This window comes from Photobacterium sp. GJ3 (assembly GCF_018199995.1).
In the GTDB taxonomy this organism is placed as follows: domain Bacteria; phylum Pseudomonadota; class Gammaproteobacteria; order Enterobacterales; family Vibrionaceae; genus Photobacterium.
The window spans coordinates 3493701-3510659 of record NZ_CP073578.1; the positions used below are offsets into that span (position 1 = coordinate 3493701).

Genomic DNA, 16959 nt, shown 5'->3' on the forward strand with positions numbered 1-16959 from the left:
CGGGATTACAGACCTTCAATCATGTGCTGAATGGCTGCGACGATTTCATCATCGCTACAGTCCATACAGGTGCCTTTCGCAGGCATCGCATTGAAGCCATTGATCGCATGGTTGGTCATGGTTTCCATACCTTGGGCAATCCGTGGGCCCCAGTCACCCGCATCCCCGGATTTTGGCGCGCCCATCACACCGCTGCTGTGACAAGCCACACAGAAAGTACCGTAGACCTGATCGCCAGTACGCGGACCGGAAGCGGCGGCTGTTTCGGCAGGTGCATCACCTTCCTTGTATACTGAACCGACAGGCTTGATGCGGTCTGTGATCGCTTCGGCAGACATATCTGCTGCTACGGCTGAGCCGCTGATGGCGACGGTAGCCACTGCTGCGACCATGAGTTGTCGAAGAGAAAATTCCATTGAGCTCACCTTAACACTCCCAGATTAATTGCTCGATTGTCACAGCCATCCTGTAGATTGTTGTATATATGGCAGTTTGCGACAGGCTGTGAACTTAATTTATATGTTTTGTACGATAAAAACTGAGTGATTATATCCGTTAAATCTGTGGTATTAAACCGAATGGCTTTGTTTGTATGATGAGAATCAACCCAAAGATGGTTATAAATGAAGCGAATGCAAAAAATTTTGCAAAAAAGACTAGACGACACCCATGCTGATCCGTAATATTCACCCCCGCCGATAGGGCAAGGCGCCCGTAGCTCAGCTGGATAGAGCGTTGGCCTCCGGAGCCAAAGGTCACAGGTTCAAATCCTGTCGGGCGCGCCACTCCGGAAAGGCAAGACGGCACTGTTGGCGTTGTAAGAAACATTGGTGGCTATAGCTCAGTTGGTAGAGTCCCGGATTGTGATTCCGGTTGTCGCGAGTTCAAGTCTCGTTAGCCACCCCATCTTTCGTCATTCAGCATGATTGCTGGAAGACAAAAACAGAATGATCGGTGAATAGCGCAGTTTGGTAGCGCATCTGGTTTGGGACCAGAGGGTCGGGGGTTCGAATCCCTCTTCACCGACCACTTTTCAAGTGAGTTTATTTTTGTGATAGGCTTACTGGTTCGGACAGATACTGAACCAAAAAATGGTGGCTATAGCTCAGTTGGTAGAGCCCCGGATTGTGATTCCGGTTGTCGCGAGTTCAAGTCTCGTTAGCCACCCCATTTTTCGTCGTTCAGCGTGATTGCTGGAGGACAGAAAGAAAATTATCGGTGAATAGCGCAGTTTGGTCGCGCATCTCCGGCTCTTGGAAACAGCGGACCAGAGGAACCCTCTGGCGCACGTCTCAAGACAAAAACAGAATTATCGGTGAATAGCGCAGTTTGGTAGCGCATCTGGTTTGGGACCAGAGGGTCGGGGGTTCGAATCCCTCTTCACCGACCACATTCAAGAAGCCCGCTCATTGAGCGGGCTTTTTTTGTTTCTGAAATTCGCTAACTCCCTGCCCTGTTTCAGAACGTGTTGCAATTGCCACACTTTTTTCACTTCCAACTGAAATCGTCTGCTCAGTTGATAGAGAGTCACTTTTTCCTGCATCCTTGCTCCGCCATTCTGTTAATTATTCAGATTGTCCCGTAGGGCAACAGAGTTTATCGACAGTTTTTTATCTCAGGTTATCGATTATTTCTGAATCTAATTTCTACCTTTTGAGTGAGCTATCAGTTAAACCTATTGCTCTGTTAAAATTATGTTGTTTTGTATTTGGTTTTTTATTCAGGCTGGTTGGAGAGTCATGACGCATAAATATTCGGGTGAATTCATGGTTGTTACCTTTTGATTCTTTGGGAGTACTGGGTTTTTAGTGAATAAAAGTTATTTTTATGATGATTTTTACCTATATAAATAGTGATTATTTATGCTGATTTTGTGCTCTAGCACAGTTTTACAGCACGAAATGTTGATTTTTAGTGAAATGTTTGCCAGATTGATGGCACTTAATGTAGCTGATCTCTTTGGCTGGCTACGGGAATGGAATCAATTGCAGACGGGCAGGGTTGCTGCCGGGTTGTCGAGGTCTGAACATGGCATTATTGGAAGTTAAAAACCTTCGTATTGAATATCCGTCGCGTCACGGTGTCCACGCTGCGGTGAAATCACTGTCGTTCTCCATCGAGCGTGGTGAAATCGTCGGTGTGGTGGGTGAATCTGGTGCGGGGAAGTCAACGGTCGGTAATGCTGTGATTGATTTGCTGAGCCCGCCGGGAAACATTGCCAGTGGCGATGTTTATCTGGATGGCCAGAAGATTTCTGGCCTGACGCCAGAAGCCATGCGAAAAGTGCGTGGCGCCAAAATCGGGTTCATATTTCAGGACCCAATGACTTCGCTGAACCCCTTGTTTACCGTAGAGCGTCAGCTGACGGAAACCATCGTCACGAATCTGAATGTCAGTCAGGATGAAGCGGTGCGCCGTGCAATTAAACTGATGGAGCAGGTCGGGATCCCGCAACCGGAAGTTCGGATTAAGCAGTATCCGCACCAGTTCTCTGGCGGGATGCGTCAGCGGGTGGTGATTGCAATTGCGCTGGCGGGTGAGCCAGATCTGATTATTGCCGATGAGCCGACAACAGCGCTGGATGTGTCGATTCAGGACCAGATCCTGAGCCTGATCCGCGAACTGTGCGTCAAGAAAAACGTCGGTTGTATGCTGGTGACTCACGACATGGGGGTTGTCTCGAACGTCACGGATCGTGTTGCCGTGATGTATCGGGGCGATCTGGTCGAAATTGGTCCGACAGCACAGGTGCTGGGACATCCAAACCATCCTTATACCAAGAGCCTGATCTCTGCCGTTCCGCGTTCCGATATCAAACTGGAGCGTTTCCCGCTGGTGAGCTATATCGAAGCAGCGGGTGAAACCACGCAGCTGGATGTGAAGAATCACTGGCTGGGCCAAAGCGAAGATCAGCGCCAGTACACTGGTGCCCTGCTGCAGGTCGAGAATGTGAACCTGCGTTTTGTGACCAAAGATTCTTTCTTTGAAAGCCGTCGGGAGTATGTTCAGGCATCCAATAATGTCAGCTTTGAAGTGTTTGAAGGGGAAACCTTCGGCCTGGTGGGAGAGTCCGGTTCCGGAAAGTCGACCATTGCCCGCGTGATTGCTGGCCTGTACCCGCCAAACTCCGGCAAAGTTGTGTTTGAAGGCATTGATCTGACCGCACTGAAAAGTGAGAAAGAGCGCCGCCCGATGCGCCGTCAGATGCAGATGGTTTTCCAGAACCCATACTCTTCGATGAACCCGCGGATGAAAATTTTCGACATCATCGCCGAGCCAATTCGTTTCCACAAATTAGCCGACAATGAAGCGCAGGTGCGCCAGATTGTTGCCGATCTGCTGGATCATGTTGGCTTGGGTCGCGCATCCGGTGTGAAATATCCGCACGAATTCTCCGGCGGTCAGCGTCAGCGGATTTCGATTGCCCGTGCGCTGGCAACCCGCCCAAGACTGCTGATCTGTGATGAACCGACCTCTGCACTGGACGTTTCGGTGCAGGCGCAAATCCTGAACCTGCTGAAAGATCTGCAGGATGAACTCAACCTGACCATGTTGTTTATCAGTCACGACCTGCCTGTGATCCGTCAGATGTGTGATCGCATTGGCGTGATGCAGAAAGGGACGCTGCTGGAAGTTGCCCCGACGGAACAACTGTTTACCAATCCGCAGCACGAGTACAGCAAGCAGCTGATTTCTCTGATGCCTGAGTTCAAGGGAATGAGTCTGGAAGGCCTGAAACTGGCCTGATGTGATCCAATTTGCCTGCCGGATGCCTGAATGGGTAACCGGCTTGGTTCTGTGGAACCGGGGCATTTGTTGCTTACCAAAATCAATTATAAGCAAACATAACCATCTGGGAGTTCTCTCCCTGCATAAAGGAGCTATGCGAATGAAAACCATCAAGAGCAAGTTAGCCGTTGCATTAATGGCTGCTGGTCTGAGCTTCGGTGCTGCTGCCGCGAACTTGAATCTGGCTTATGATGCGGACCCGGTTTCTCTGGATCCACATGAGCAGCTGTCTGGCGGTACGCTGCAACTTTCTCACATGAGTTTTGATCCACTGATCCGTTTCACCCAGTCGATGGAATTTGAACCCCGACTGGCGACTTCGTGGGAGCGTGTCGATAACAGCACGATGCGTTTTAAATTGCGTGACGGCGTGAAATTCCACTCTGGAAACGATTTCTCCGCTGATGACGTGATCTGGACTTTCAAGCGTCTGAAAACTTCTGCTGATTTCAAAGGCATTTTCACCCCGATTGTTGATGTGAAGAAAGTCGATGCCCTGACAGTGGATGTGATCACGGATGGGACTTATCCGCTGATTGAGAACGTGATGACTTATCTGTTCCCGATGGACAGTAAGTTCTATACCGGTCAGACCGAGAATGGCAAAGACAAAGGTGAGCTGAAGAAAAACGGTTCAACTTATGCATCGACCAACATCTCTGGTACGGGCCCGTTCAAAGTATCGAGCCGTGAGCAGGGCGTGAAAGTTGAATTCGAGCGTTTTGCCGACTACTGGGACAAGGACAGCGAAGGTAACGTTGACAACATCACACTGCGCCCAATCAAAGAAGATGCGACGCGTGTTGCAGCGCTGCTGTCTGGCGACGTTGATATGATTGCGCCTGTTTCTCCGAACGACTATCAGCGTATTAAGAGTAACGACAAGCTGGATCTGGTGACCATGCCGGGTACGCGTGTCATTACTTTCCAACTGAACCAGAAAGTTGCAGAGCCACTGCGTGATGCTCGTGTTCGCCAAGCGATTGTCTATGCGGTGAACAACGAAGGGATCGCTGAGAAAATCATGAAAGGTGCTGCGACTCCGGCAGCTCAGCAAAGCCCGGTCGGCTACGCTGGCTACAATGAATCGCTGACACCTCGCTACGATCTGAAAAAAGCACAGCAACTGATGAAAGACGCTGGCTATGAAAATGGCTTCTCTATCAGCATGATTGCGCCAAATAACCGTTACGTGAACGACGAAAAAGTTGCTCAGGCTGTGGCGGCAATGCTGGCGAAAATCAAGATCAAAGTTGACCTGCAAACCATGCCAAAGGCGCAGTACTGGCCTGAGTTCGATAAGTGTGAAGCCGGTATGCTGATGATTGGCTGGCACCCGGATACAGAGGATTCTGCGAACTTTACGGAATTCCTGACCATGACGCGTAACGCGGACACCGGTAAAGGTCAGTACAACTGTGGTCACTATTCGAATGCTGAAGTCGACAAGCTGGTTGAAGCGGCAAACTCTGAAACGGATCTGGAAAAACGCAGCACCATGCTGAAGAAAGTGGAAGAGCTGCTGTATAACGACGCAGCCTTTGTACCACTGTACTGGCAGGACCCTTCCTGGGCAGCCAAGAAAAATGTGGATATCAAACCTATCGTGAACGGTATGGACTTCCCGTACCTGGGCGATCTGGTGATCAAGTAATACCCTCCTGTATTCAGGCTCCGGCAATTGCCGGAGCCTGATCATGGAAGTCTAAAGAGGCAAGGAATGTTTACTTTTTTAGTCAAGCGCCTGGTGCAGGCACTGGTAGTGATGTTTGTGATCAGTCTGGTGGCGTTTGCTATCCAGGACAATTTAGGCGACCCGCTGCGTGAGCTGGTGGGACAGTCTGTGTCCGAGGCCGAGCGTGATGCGCTGCGGACTGAAATGGGCCTGAACGATCCCTTTATGGTGAAGTATGGCCGCTTTATTGCGAAAGCGGTGCAAGGGGATTTGGGCAATTCCTACTTTTTCAAGCGTCCGGTTGTGGACGTGATTTTAGATAAGCTGGTAGCAACCCTGGAATTGGTGTTTGCGGCGTCGTTGATTATCGTGGTGGTTTCCATACCGCTTGGGGTTTATTCAGCAATTCACCCCAACAGCGCGCTGACCAAAGCGATTATGGGCTTCAGTATTGTCGGCATCTCGGTTCCGGTTTTCCTGACGGCCATCATGCTGATGTATGTGTTTTCAATTGAATTAGGCTGGCTGCCGTCGTTTGGGCGAGGGGAGACGGCCAATGTATTGGGCTGGAATTCAGGATTCTTTACGCTGGATGGCCTGGCACACTTGATCCTGCCGAGTGTCTCGCTGGCATCGATTATGTTGCCGCTCTTTATTCGTTTGGTGCGCTCAGAAATGCTGGAAGCACTGAGCACTGAATATGTGAAATTTGCCCGTGCCAAAGGTCTGGCGCAGAACAAAGTCTATTACCAGCACGCACTGAAAAACACCATGCTGCCTGTGATCACTGTCGGTGGTGTACAAATCGGGACCATGGTGGCTTACACCATTCTGACGGAAACGGTGTTCCAGTGGCCGGGCACCGGGTTCCTGTTCCTGGAAGCGATTAACCGAGTGGATACTCCTTTGATTACCGCTTATGTCATATTTGTTGGCCTGATTTTCGTAGTCACCAACACCCTGGTTGACCTGCTGTATGGCCTGATCAACCCAACTGTAAACCTGACGGGTAAAGGAGCGTAATCATGACGACTAAAACGACGGACGCGCCTTCACGCTGGCAGCGTTTCATGCACTCGGATTTCATTTATTTCTTTAAACGAGACAAAGTGGCTATGGCCAGCTTTGCCGTGTTTCTGTGCTTTGTTCTGATGGCGGTGTTTGCCCCTCTGATTTCACCGACGAATCCGTACGATCTGAACAGTATTGATATCATGGACTCGGAGCTGGCGCCGTCCTGGATGGAATTCGGGGATGCTCGCTTCTTGCTGGGTACCGACGATCAGGGCCGTGATATTCTGTCGACCATCATGTATGGCCTGCGAATTTCTCTGGCGATCGGTTTGTTTGCTGTCGCGTTGCAGCTTTTTATCGGCATTATTGTCGGTCTGTGCGCCGGTTATTTTGGCGGCCGGATCGACAGTTTCCTGATGCGGATTGCGGATGTGCAATTGTCTTTCTCCACCATGATGGTGGCCATCATTGTGTCGGCGATTTTCAAGGCCAGCTTTGGCAGTGATTTTTACAGCCAGTACGCCATTTTGATGCTGGTGGTGATTATCGGGATTGCAGAATGGCCGCAGTATGCCCGGACAGTGCGCGCCTCTGTACTGGCAGAGAAGAAGAAAGAATACGTTGAAGCGTCTCGGGTGATGGGTTTGAAATCACCGCGGATCATGTTCCGCCATATTCTGCCGAACTGTCTGTCACCGATTCTGGTGATCTCAACAGTTCAGGTGGCGAACGCCATTATGTCGGAAGCCGCTCTGTCATTCCTTGGACTGGGAATGCCGGTGGATCAGCCGTCACTGGGCTCGCTGATCAGTATTGGCTTCAACTACATTTTCTCAGGTTCTTGGTGGATCACTGCGTTTCCGGGCATTGTGCTAGTGACGCTGGTGCTGGTGATTAACCTACTGGGTGACTGGTTACGGGATGTCTTTAATCCGAAAGTGTATAAAGGTTAACTGATACCCTGAAGAGCGTTTCCTTCCTCTAAGCCCCTGCTCGCAGGGGCTTTTTTATGCCTCCTTTATGCGATCTGCTTCACTGGTTGGTCGCAACAACTGCGGTGTTTCAAAAAAAATTGCGTTGCAGAAAATACCGTTCAGGGCTGCACTTTTCGCTGTATCAGGCAGCCTGACTGGGTTGCTTTCATGACGTTCCTGATATGTAAGTCAATGTAAAACCAGTCTCACACGGTCTTACACAATGTTACGTGACTTCAAAATGACCCCACTTTCATACTGAATTTTGTCGCAGCAGGTGGTGCAGAAGCAGAGTTCAGGAAATCAAATAAAGCAGGCTGAACTGTCCCTCAACGGACGCTGTACCGGTGGTCTTGTGCAACAGCAATGAACGTGGTTCAAACCTCGCAACCCTGATTGAGGAACATCATGAAAAAAAACGTACTCTCGCTGGCTGTGCTGATGTCATTGAGCAGCGCAGCTTATGCAGACGTGTATGTTCGCCATAATCTGGCGGGCTACTTCCCGGAACGTGACAAAGTTGCCATTGTTATGTCCGATGAAAATCTGACAGGGAAAACCTGGCAGGTGACGCAAGGTGGACAGGTTGTCTTGTCCGGCACTTTTGGTGCAGCGGCGTACGGCACAGGCCCGTTTACCGCGCAACCTCACAACTACGAGCTTGATTTTTCCGACGTAAAAGCGTTGGGCGAATATGAAATCTCGATTCCCGGTTCAACACCGACGACGGTCTCTGTCAAAGATAATCCATATGGGTATCTGGCCAATCAGGTTTTGCGCTTTTTACGCCAGCAGCGTAGCGGAACGGCTGACACGGTCGATCGCCTGATCGGTCATGACGGCGATGCCGTGGCCCCGATCTGGCGGCCTGTCGGGCCTGTGAACGACGGTGCCTGGGCGGCGGATCCCAGCGGGAAGACCGTCGACATGCTGGGCGGCTGGAGTGATGCGGGGGACTATATCAAGTTTACGCTGACCACAGCTTACACCACTCATGTTTTACTGCAGGCGTATGAGAATAATCCGAGCATTTTCACCCGTGAACTGAGCCAGTCGAATCTGGTCGACATTCTGGATGAAGCCAAGGTTGGTCTGGATTATCTGATGAAAACCTGGCAGAACAACGAGTTCATTATTCAGGTTTCAACCGGCGAAGATCATAACTACTGGCGTTTGCCGAAAGATGATATCCGGAACGGCCAGCGGGAAGCCTTGGCTGCCCTGTCGCCGAACCATATGGCTGTGACGGCCGGTGCCCTGGCTTACGGGGCAAAAGTGTTTAACAGTGTTGGCGAAACCGCACTGGCTGCCAGCTATGAAACGCAGGCCAAAGCCATTTATGCCCGGGCAAAACAGGCAGATGTACTGGAATTCCCGGCTTACGAGAACGACCGTAAGAACGAGTTCTACCGCGATATTCTGAAAGAGACGGATCCGGCGACCGGTGAAGTGACGCTGCGTCTGTCGGTGGATGATAACTTTGCGATTGCCGCAACGGCCCTGTATGACCTGACCAAAGAGCAGCAGTATCTGGATGATGCGAAGGCCTACTCTGAAAGCGCGGGCTTTGCCTACTGGTTCAGCTGGTCTGGCAGTAACCTGCTGTCGAATATGATGCTGCGTGACTTTGACAGCCGTGCGGGTCACCGGGCACGTCATGACATCGATGCGCATCTGGTGAACGCTCAAATGGATGGCAATATCTGGGGTTCGGCCCAGCCGTTTACCTGGGGCACACTGGCAAACAACCTCTATGTTTCCGGTGCGGCCAGCCGTGAAGTCACGGAAACAGGCGATACATTTTACGAGAAACTGGCCTACGACAATTTCGACTACCTGTTGGGCCGGAACAACTGGGGGATCAGCTTTGTGCATTCTCCGGAACTGGGGACACAAGTGCCTCAGGGACTGCACCATCAGGTTTATCAGATCAAACCTGAACTGCCACCTGTTGGTGCGGTGTTAGGGGGACCGGGGCATCCGGATTACATGCAGGATCCGGATATTGAAAAACCGGCTGATCGCTGGGAACACAAGTTCAATACCACGGAAACGGCTTTCTTTGATCACTGGACGAACTATGTCAGTGCCGAGCCGACGATCTTTGGTCAGGCCACGGCATTGTATGCCATCAGTGCGATGTCCAAACTGGAAACTCAGGGACCGGCTCCGGATCAGCCCGGTGTGATGCCATCACGAAAAGCGCCTCCGGGTGGATTGTCGCCAGAGAAAGTCCCGCAGTTTATCTCGCTGGGGACGGATGATAACTCGACCGAAGCTGGTATGGACTGGCTGACCAATCTGCATGCAACCCGCACGAACCCGGCAGGAACAGGCAATCCGCTGACCTATGATGGCGAGCCGCTGACCTACACCGGTTTCCATACCGGTTTCTACACCGGTGCCTCGGGTGCGTCCTGGAAGCGTTCTTACGATCAGGGTAACGAAGCGGGTAACCATACGCAGAACCATAAACCGGACGGACATCTGTTCGACTACAACACCTGGAAACTGGAAAATGACACTGCCAATGACGGCATCGTCTCGGTCGGTATTCCGCGAAACAGCCTGCATGGCTTCCGTGCACCGCATCTGCTGCCCAATGATGCCCTGTATCAGTATCTGGTCGATTCCGGCTTCAGTTACGATACCTCGCTGGAGGAAGGCTGGTCTTACGGTGAAGACGGCACCAACTTCAGCTGGCCGTATACCATGCATGATGAAGCGCCTGCGCTGACCATCATGAACGGCTATGGTTTCGCCAATAAGCCTTATGTCGGGAAGCATCCGAATCTGTGGCAGATGCCAGCATATGTCTTCATCATCCCGCCAGATGATCAGGACGGCCTGCCGTATAACCTGCGTGAAAAGGCCAAAGCAGCACAGGATTACATCAGTCTGGATAACGGTAAGGTCACCGGGTTTGATTACAACCTGGAGCACCTGCTGAAATTCAATGCCGATGAAATCTATGTCACGCTGAAATACACCCTGGATCAGCGTCTGAAAGGCAACCGTGCACCGATGCTGATTGGGGGACATGGCAAGAACTTTGCGGATAATTCACCCATGGGGGTCGCCTTCAAGCGCTTTGTGGATTATGCCCTGACACATCCGGATGTACGGATTGTCACGCATAAGAAGATCATTGACTGGATGAATGATCCAGTCGCGCTGGATGCAGCCCTGCCATTGAGTATTACCGCAGAAGTGAAAGGTCACGAAGTGACCGGTCAGTGTACCGATCCGGTCTGGAGCAGTGGCACCTCGTACAATCAGGGCGATCGTGTCACGCATCTGGGTGAAACTTGGGAAGCGCGCTGGCAGCAGTCTTCTGAGCCCGGCACCGGGCATCCGGAGTGGGGTCCATGGCTGAATCTGGGTTCTTGCAGCGGCACCACAGTGATGTATTACGGGGATATCAGTCCGAAAGGTCTGGTTCGGGTTCAGGAAGGTCAGAACCAACTCTTTACCTTTACACCGGATCCGGGCTATGAAGTGCGCTCGGTGAAAATCAATGGGGTTGAAGTGGTACCGACACCGACGGATAGCCTGACGATTCCGAATGTGACGGCTTCGCAAACCCTGCTGGTGGCGTTTGGCAAAACCGGCGGTGTTGACCCGGTGTACCATGACGTGACCGCCTCAGCTGGTACCGGGGGCAGTGTTGCACCATCGGGTGTGCTTTCATTGGAAGCTGGCACCAGCCAGACCTTCACTTTCACGCCAGATGCCGGGTATACGCTGGATCAGGTTCTGGTCAATGGTCAGCCTGTCTCGGTTACGAATCAGAGTTATACCCTGACGGCGATCAGTGCCAATACCACGGTGGCTGCCAGCTTTAAACAAAGCACCGGGGACAGCTGCGCGGGTCTGCCTGTCTGGCAAAGTGGGGTTGCCGCACAGAAAGATGACATCGTGCAGCATCTGGGCCGTAAATATCAGGCGCGTTGGTGGAATACCGAGGAACCCGGAAGTTCCGACCCAAGTTGGGGTGCCTGGAACGATTTGGGCCTCTGCCAGTAATCCTTGAGTAAGACAAAAGCCTAACCATTTGTTGTGGTTAGGCTTTTTATTTTTTAGACCAAAGCCTGCTGACGATGTATCAGCGCACTTTTTATTCATTGATTGGTTCACAAAGCCGTTGATTTTGGCTATAAGGATGTAAAAAAAATGTTATGGAAGCCTTGGCTGGGACAGATGTTCGACCATTAATTTCTTCAGAACAGTGAGGATAGGCTGAATCATGCGAAGGAAAAGTATCGTCATTCTGGACGGGGACAGAACACATACGTATCAGTTACAGCAGTATCTGGTCAATGCCGGGTTTGATGTGATCAGCCTGTCCAGTGTTCAGGAGTTAAACCAATGTTTGCCGGTGCTGTTACCGGATTTAATCATCATGGAGCTGAAATCACCGGAGTATGACGGCTTCAGTTTGTGCCGCCAGTTGTATCAGCAGCATCGTATCCCTTTGATGCTCATGTCTGAGCCTGTGGATGAGGCTGAGTGGATTGTGGCGCTGGAGGTCGGGGCAGAAGCCTTTCTGGTGAAACCCTTTAACCCCAGAATGCTGCTGGCCAAGGTTCGGGTGCTTTTACGCCGGCGTCAGCCAGTCGCAGTGGTCAAAGCGTCTCCGCCGGATGCGCCGAGACGTTATCGCTTCGGCTCCTGGGTGCTGGATCATGTGAAGCGTGAAATTGAAGACCGGGATGGCAAACGGACGCCGTTGTCCGGCGCCGATTTCCAATTGCTGAAAATCTTTCTGACCCATGCCAATCAGGTGTTATCCAGAGATCAGCTTTATGGCATGACCCGGGGCCGGGATTCAACCCCGGATGACCGCAGTCTGGATGTCCATATCTCCCGCCTGCGTCACCGCCTGGAAGATGATGCAAAGAATCCGAGTCTGATCAAAACCATCCGCGGTGTGGGTTATGTGCTGTCTGCCCATGTTGAACCGCTGGCCCTCTGACCACCATTCAAGCTGACCGTTTGTCCCCCTGACCTGACTGAACTGATTGATTTCAAAGGGGGACAAGCCCAATTTCGGATTTGTAACAAACGCGCTACATACCACTTACACGTGCTTACCAAGCATTCAGTGACTTCTATGCATCCTCAGTGAATAATCAATCAATAGGCGTTAACAATAATGAAACATTTTTCGGTGCCCATCCGTACTGAGTACTGCGTTGTGGGCGGGGCCGATTTCGAGACTAAAGTGATTTGCTTTAGTTCCACAACGTTATTTAGGGAGAAATGAACGTGAAACATCTGAAAAAATCACTGATTGCAGCGGCTTTGGCCACATTCACGATGGGACAGTCACATGCCGGAAATGTGGAGGTTTTGCATTACTGGACTTCGGGTGGCGAAGCGGCGGCACTGGCCGTCCTGCAGAAAATGATGAAAGATGAAGGTCATACCTGGACGGACTTCGCTGTTGCCGGCGGTGGCGGTGAAACCGCGATGACCGTCCTGAAATCCCGGGCGATTTCAGGGAATCCGCCATCAGCATCCATGATCGCCGGGCCGGAAATTTCCCAGTGGGGCGATCTGGGCGTGCTGGCGAAGCTGGATACGGTTTCGGCCAGCGAGCGATGGGACCAGCTGCTGCCGCCTGTGGTCGCAGATATTCATAAATATCAGGGCAGTTATGTGGCCGCGCCTGTGAATGTACACCGCATCAACTGGATGTGGATGAACAAGTCGATTCTAGATGAAGTGAACGGCGGCAAAGTCCCGCAAACCTGGGATGAGTTCTTCGCGTACATGGATAAAGCGAAGCAGTCCGGCTATGTGGCTTTTGCCCATGGCGGTCAGGATTGGCAGGATGCGACTGTGTTTGAGCAGGTGGCTTTAGGGGTGGGTGGCAATGAATGGTATCAGCAGGCTTTTGTTCAGCTCGACCCGAAAGCCTTGGGCTCCGACACCATGACGCAGGCCTTTGCCACCTTTAAAAAGCTGAAATCTTACATGGATCAGGGCATGCCAGGTCGTGACTGGAACCTGAGCACCAGCATGGTGATTGATGGCAAGGCCGCGGTTCAAATCATGGGGGACTGGGCCAAAGGGGAGTTCGCCGCTGCAGGCAAGCAACCCGGGAAAGACTATGTCTGCGCAGCTGTTCCAGGCACGCAGGATGCGTTCACCTTCAACGTGGATGCTTTCATGATGTTCAAGCAACAGGGCCAGGATGCTCAGGCAGCCCAGCAGGATCTCTCGCGACTGCTGATGTCTAAAGATTTCCAGGAAGAATTTAACCTCAAGAAAGGCTCCATTCCGGCCCGTCCGGATGTATCGCTGGCACGCTTTGACAGCTGCGCCAAGCAATCCATGGCAGACTTTCAGGCCAGTGCCAAGTCGGGCACGCTGGTGCCCAGTTTTGCCCACGCGATGGCCATGCAGCCAGAGGTCAGTGGCGCAGTCTACGATGTCGTGACGAACTTCTTTAATGACAATGACATGAACGCCGCCGCGGCAACTCAGCGACTGGTTTCGGCCATTGAGTTGGTGAAGTAACCGCTTCCTGTGTCTGACCGGCACCTTTGGCGTGCCGGTCAGCCTGCTTTTCAGACAAGAGTTTAGTTATGACGACTGAAACCCAAGTTCAGCCTTTGCCTGAGGTTGCACCGCGTGACAGCCTGATCGATAAATTCCAGGCGGTGCTGCCGAAGCTGGTGCTGTCACCCTCTGTGTTGATCACTTTGATATTCACCTACGGCTTTATTCTCTGGTCGCTGGTGTTGTCGTTTACCAATTCCCGGATGCTGCCCAGTTACGACTGGGTTGGACTCAGTAATTACAGCAAGCTGTTCAGCATGGAACGCTGGACCGTGGCGTATACCAATCTGTTTATTTTCGGCGTGTTGTTCATTCTGATCGCCATCACGGTCGGAACCTTGCTGGCCATATTGCTCGATCAGAAAATCCGGGCAGAAGGGGCGCTGCGAACCATTTATCTTTATCCTTTTGCGTTGTCTCTCATTGTGACGGGAACGGCCTGGAAATGGATCCTGAACCCTGAAATCGGCATTGAGAAACTGATGCATGACTTTGGCTTCACCAGCTTTCAGTTCGACTGGCTGGTGGACAAAGATATGGCGATTTACACCATTGTGATTGCGGCGGTCTGGCAGGCCTCGGGCTTTGTGATGGCGATTATGCTGGCCGGTCTGCGCGGGGTTGATGGCTCGATCATCAAGGCAGCCCAGATTGACGGCGCCACCATGCCCACCATTTACCGGCGCATTATCCTGCCGATGATGCGACCCATCTTTTTCAGCTGTTTCATCATCCTGTCTCATCTGGCCATCAAGAGTTTTGATTTGGTGGTTGTACTGACTTCGGGCGGACCGGGTTATGCCAGCGATCTGCCTGCCACCTTTATGTATCAGCATGCTTTTGGCCGGAATCAGATTGGGATCGGTTCGGCGAGTGCCATGATCACGTTGATGGGCTTTATCGCCATTCTCATCCCTTACCTGTATTCAGAACTGAGGAAGAAAAAACATGGTTAATGTTTCCTGGAGCCAGCGCATGAACCGTGCCCTGACCTATCTGGTCCTGGGAGCCTTTGCGGTGTACTTCCTGATGCCGCTGGTGGTGATGGTGTTCACCTCACTCAAAGACCTGGCTGAAATCCGCAGCGGAAATCTGGTGATGCCGCCGGAATCTCCGACGACAGAACCCTGGCAGAAAGCCTGGTCATCGGCCTGTACCGGGCTGAGCTGTGATGGCGTGGCCGCTTATTTCTGGAACTCCTTCCAGATCACCTTGCCAGCCGTGGTGCTGGCGTCGGCCATCGGGGCGGTGAATGGCTATGTGTTGTCGAAATGGCGTTTCCGGGGCAGTGAACTCTTTTTCGCCCTGATGCTGCTGGGTTGCTTTATTCCGTTTCAGGCGGTGTTGCTGCCGATGGCGCAGACGCTGGGCTATCTGGGACTGGCGAACTCAGTGCCCGGGCTGATTCTGGTACACACCATTTATGGGATTCCCTTTACCACCCTGTTTTACCGGAACTATTACGTGGGACTGCCGGACGAGCTGATTTCGGCAGCCAAGCTGGATGGCGCCGGATTCTTTCAGACCTTCTATCACATCGTGCTGCCACTTTCCGGCCCGATTATTGTGGTCACGCTGATTTGGGAATTCACCAACATCTGGAACGATTTCCTGTTTGGCGTGGTGTACTCCGGCCCCGATTCACAGCCCATGACGGTTGCGCTGAATAATCTGGTGAACACCAGCCATGGGGTGAAGGAATACAACGTGGATATGGCTGCCGCGATGATTGCGGCGATTCCGACCATTTTTGTTTACATCATTTCCGGTAAGTACTTCCTGCGTGGACTGGTTGCCGGTGCAGTCAAAGGATAATGACGATGTCGAGCTTACATATCAAAGCTGTTAATAAGCATTACGGCGACTATCACGCGCTGAAGAATATAGACATTCAAATCGACAGCGGTGAGTTTCTGGTGCTGGTCGGGCCCTCCGGCTGTGGAAAATCAACCCTGATGAATACCATTGCCGGACTGGATCAGATCAGTGAAGGGGCCATTTTGATTGGCGATCAGGAGGTCACACAACTGTCTCCGAAAGACCGGGATATTGCGATGGTTTTCCAGTCCTACGCGTTGTATCCGAGCATGACAGTGCGGCGCAACATCGCCTTCGGCCTGGAAATGCGCAAGGTGTCGCCAGAGCAGATTGCACAGGAGGTGGACCGGGTGGCCCGGCTGCTGCAAATCGATCATCTGCTGGAGCGCAAGCCTGCGGAACTGTCCGGCGGGCAGCGTCAGCGGGTCGCCATGGGACGGGCACTGGCGCGGGAGCCGAAGATTTATCTGTTCGATGAACCGCTCAGTAATCTGGATGCCAAGCTGCGGGTGGAGATGCGCACCGAAATTAAAAAGCTGCACCAGCGGCTGAAAACCACCATCGTTTATGTCACCCATGATCAGATTGAGGCCATGACACTGGCCGACCGGATTGCCGTGATGAAAGATGGCGTGTTACTCCAGCTCGCCAGCCCGGAGCAGATTTACAACAATCCAGTGAATATGTTTGTCGCAGGATTCATGGGCTCACCGTCGATGAACTTTGTCCGCAGCCATCTGCGCAGTCTGAACGACGGCTTTGCGGTTGAACTGGTGAACCGGGACGGGGAGCGGCATCTGATCCCGTTGCCGGATCGCGGAAAAGCGTTGTCCGATTGGGTCAACCGGGAAGTGATTCTCGGCATCCGTCCGGAGCAGATCCGTCAGGCCAGTGATTCACCGGCCGGGGCTTATGAGGGGCATCTCACGACGGTGCTGGATGTCGTGGAACCGACCGGCGCCGATACGCTGGTGGTGACGCAGCTCAATGATCAGGAGGTCACGGCGCGGCTGGATCCGGAAAGTCATCCGGTGCCGGGCTGTCCGTTCCGGCTGTCGGTCGATTTAAGCAAAGCGGTGCTGTTTGATCCCCAGTCGGAGGATCGCATTCATTAAGTGTTGA

The 16959-nt window shown here is 52.2% G+C and carries 11 protein-coding genes and 5 tRNA genes; 15 read left to right on the forward strand and 1 reads right to left on the reverse strand.

What is annotated here, in order from left to right; translation table 11 throughout:
• Positions 1 to 5 precede the first annotated feature (5 nt).
• Positions 6 to 416: a cytochrome c5 family protein gene (locus tag KDD30_RS16300; protein ID WP_211646757.1), complete on the reverse strand. Its 411-nt coding sequence runs from the start codon at positions 414 to 416 to the stop codon at positions 6 to 8.
• Between the two features lie 292 nt (positions 417 to 708).
• Between KDD30_RS16300 and KDD30_RS16305 the strand changes: the two genes are divergently transcribed.
• The 15 genes from KDD30_RS16305 (at position 709) to KDD30_RS16375 (ending at position 16952) form a co-directional block, all read left to right on the forward strand.
• A tRNA-Arg gene (locus KDD30_RS16305) sits at positions 709 to 785 on the forward strand.
• 45 nt (positions 786 to 830) lie between these two features.
• A tRNA-His gene (locus KDD30_RS16310) sits at positions 831 to 906 on the forward strand.
• Between the two features lie 46 nt (positions 907 to 952).
• Positions 953 to 1029: transfer RNA gene (locus tag KDD30_RS16315), tRNA-Pro, on the forward strand.
• Positions 1030 to 1094: 65 nt separating this feature from the next.
• Positions 1095 to 1170: transfer RNA gene (locus KDD30_RS16320), tRNA-His, on the forward strand.
• Positions 1171 to 1313: 143 nt separating this feature from the next.
• Positions 1314 to 1390, forward strand: a tRNA-Pro gene (locus KDD30_RS16325).
• Between the two features lie 638 nt (positions 1391 to 2028).
• Complete coding sequence (locus KDD30_RS16330; protein ID WP_211646758.1) at positions 2029 to 3747, forward strand: ABC transporter ATP-binding protein; 1719 nt, start codon at positions 2029 to 2031, stop codon at positions 3745 to 3747.
• A 142-nt stretch (positions 3748 to 3889) separates the two neighbouring features.
• Entirely contained in the window at positions 3890 to 5443 is a 1554-nt protein-coding gene (locus KDD30_RS16335; RefSeq protein ID WP_211646759.1) for an ABC transporter substrate-binding protein, read from the forward strand.
• 66 nt (positions 5444 to 5509) lie between these two features.
• Positions 5510 to 6487, forward strand: coding sequence for an ABC transporter permease (locus KDD30_RS16340; RefSeq protein ID WP_211646760.1), 978 nt, complete (start codon positions 5510 to 5512; stop codon positions 6485 to 6487).
• A gap of 2 nt (positions 6488 to 6489) precedes the next feature.
• Positions 6490 to 7431 (forward strand): ABC transporter permease, encoded by a 942-nt coding sequence (locus tag KDD30_RS16345; RefSeq protein WP_211646761.1) that lies wholly within the window; start codon positions 6490 to 6492, stop codon positions 7429 to 7431.
• A 429-nt stretch (positions 7432 to 7860) separates the two neighbouring features.
• Positions 7861 to 11478: a glycoside hydrolase family 9 protein gene (locus tag KDD30_RS16350; protein WP_211646762.1), complete on the forward strand. Its 3618-nt coding sequence runs from the start codon at positions 7861 to 7863 to the stop codon at positions 11476 to 11478.
• A gap of 220 nt (positions 11479 to 11698) precedes the next feature.
• Positions 11699 to 12427: a winged helix-turn-helix domain-containing protein gene (locus KDD30_RS16355; RefSeq protein WP_211646763.1), complete on the forward strand. Its 729-nt coding sequence runs from the start codon at positions 11699 to 11701 to the stop codon at positions 12425 to 12427.
• A 287-nt stretch (positions 12428 to 12714) separates the two neighbouring features.
• Entirely contained in the window at positions 12715 to 13977 is a 1263-nt protein-coding gene (locus KDD30_RS16360) for an ABC transporter substrate-binding protein (RefSeq protein WP_371826053.1), read from the forward strand.
• Positions 13978 to 14045: 68 nt separating this feature from the next.
• A complete protein-coding gene (locus tag KDD30_RS16365; RefSeq protein WP_211646764.1) occupies positions 14046 to 14975 on the forward strand; it encodes a carbohydrate ABC transporter permease in 930 nt (309 codons plus the stop codon).
• A 19-nt stretch (positions 14976 to 14994) separates the two neighbouring features.
• Positions 14995 to 15834 (forward strand): carbohydrate ABC transporter permease, encoded by an 840-nt coding sequence (locus KDD30_RS16370; RefSeq protein ID WP_211650121.1) that lies wholly within the window; start codon positions 14995 to 14997, stop codon positions 15832 to 15834.
• A gap of 5 nt (positions 15835 to 15839) precedes the next feature.
• Entirely contained in the window at positions 15840 to 16952 is a 1113-nt protein-coding gene (locus KDD30_RS16375; RefSeq protein ID WP_211646765.1) for an ABC transporter ATP-binding protein, read from the forward strand.
• Positions 16953 to 16959 lie beyond the last annotated feature (7 nt).

Excerpts from the sequence above, each read along its gene's own strand:
- KDD30_RS16300 (WP_211646757.1), bottom strand. The coding sequence starts at position 416 with ATGGAATTTTCTCTTCGACAACTCATGGTCGCAGCAGTGGCTACCGTC.
- KDD30_RS16330 (WP_211646758.1), top strand. The coding sequence starts at position 2,029 with ATGGCATTATTGGAAGTTAAAAACCTTCGTATTGAATATCCGTCGCGT.
- KDD30_RS16335 (WP_211646759.1), top strand. The coding sequence starts at position 3,890 with ATGAAAACCATCAAGAGCAAGTTAGCCGTTGCATTAATGGCTGCTGGT.
- KDD30_RS16340 (WP_211646760.1), top strand. The coding sequence starts at position 5,510 with ATGTTTACTTTTTTAGTCAAGCGCCTGGTGCAGGCACTGGTAGTGATG.
- KDD30_RS16345 (WP_211646761.1), top strand. The coding sequence starts at position 6,490 with ATGACGACTAAAACGACGGACGCGCCTTCACGCTGGCAGCGTTTCATG.
- KDD30_RS16350 (WP_211646762.1), top strand. The coding sequence starts at position 7,861 with ATGAAAAAAAACGTACTCTCGCTGGCTGTGCTGATGTCATTGAGCAGC.
- KDD30_RS16355 (WP_211646763.1), top strand. The coding sequence starts at position 11,699 with ATGCGAAGGAAAAGTATCGTCATTCTGGACGGGGACAGAACACATACG.
- KDD30_RS16360 (WP_371826053.1), top strand. The coding sequence starts at position 12,715 with ATGAACGTGAAACATCTGAAAAAATCACTGATTGCAGCGGCTTTGGCC.
- KDD30_RS16365 (WP_211646764.1), top strand. The coding sequence starts at position 14,046 with ATGACGACTGAAACCCAAGTTCAGCCTTTGCCTGAGGTTGCACCGCGT.
- KDD30_RS16370 (WP_211650121.1), top strand. The coding sequence starts at position 14,995 with ATGAACCGTGCCCTGACCTATCTGGTCCTGGGAGCCTTTGCGGTGTAC.
- KDD30_RS16375 (WP_211646765.1), top strand. The coding sequence starts at position 15,840 with ATGTCGAGCTTACATATCAAAGCTGTTAATAAGCATTACGGCGACTAT.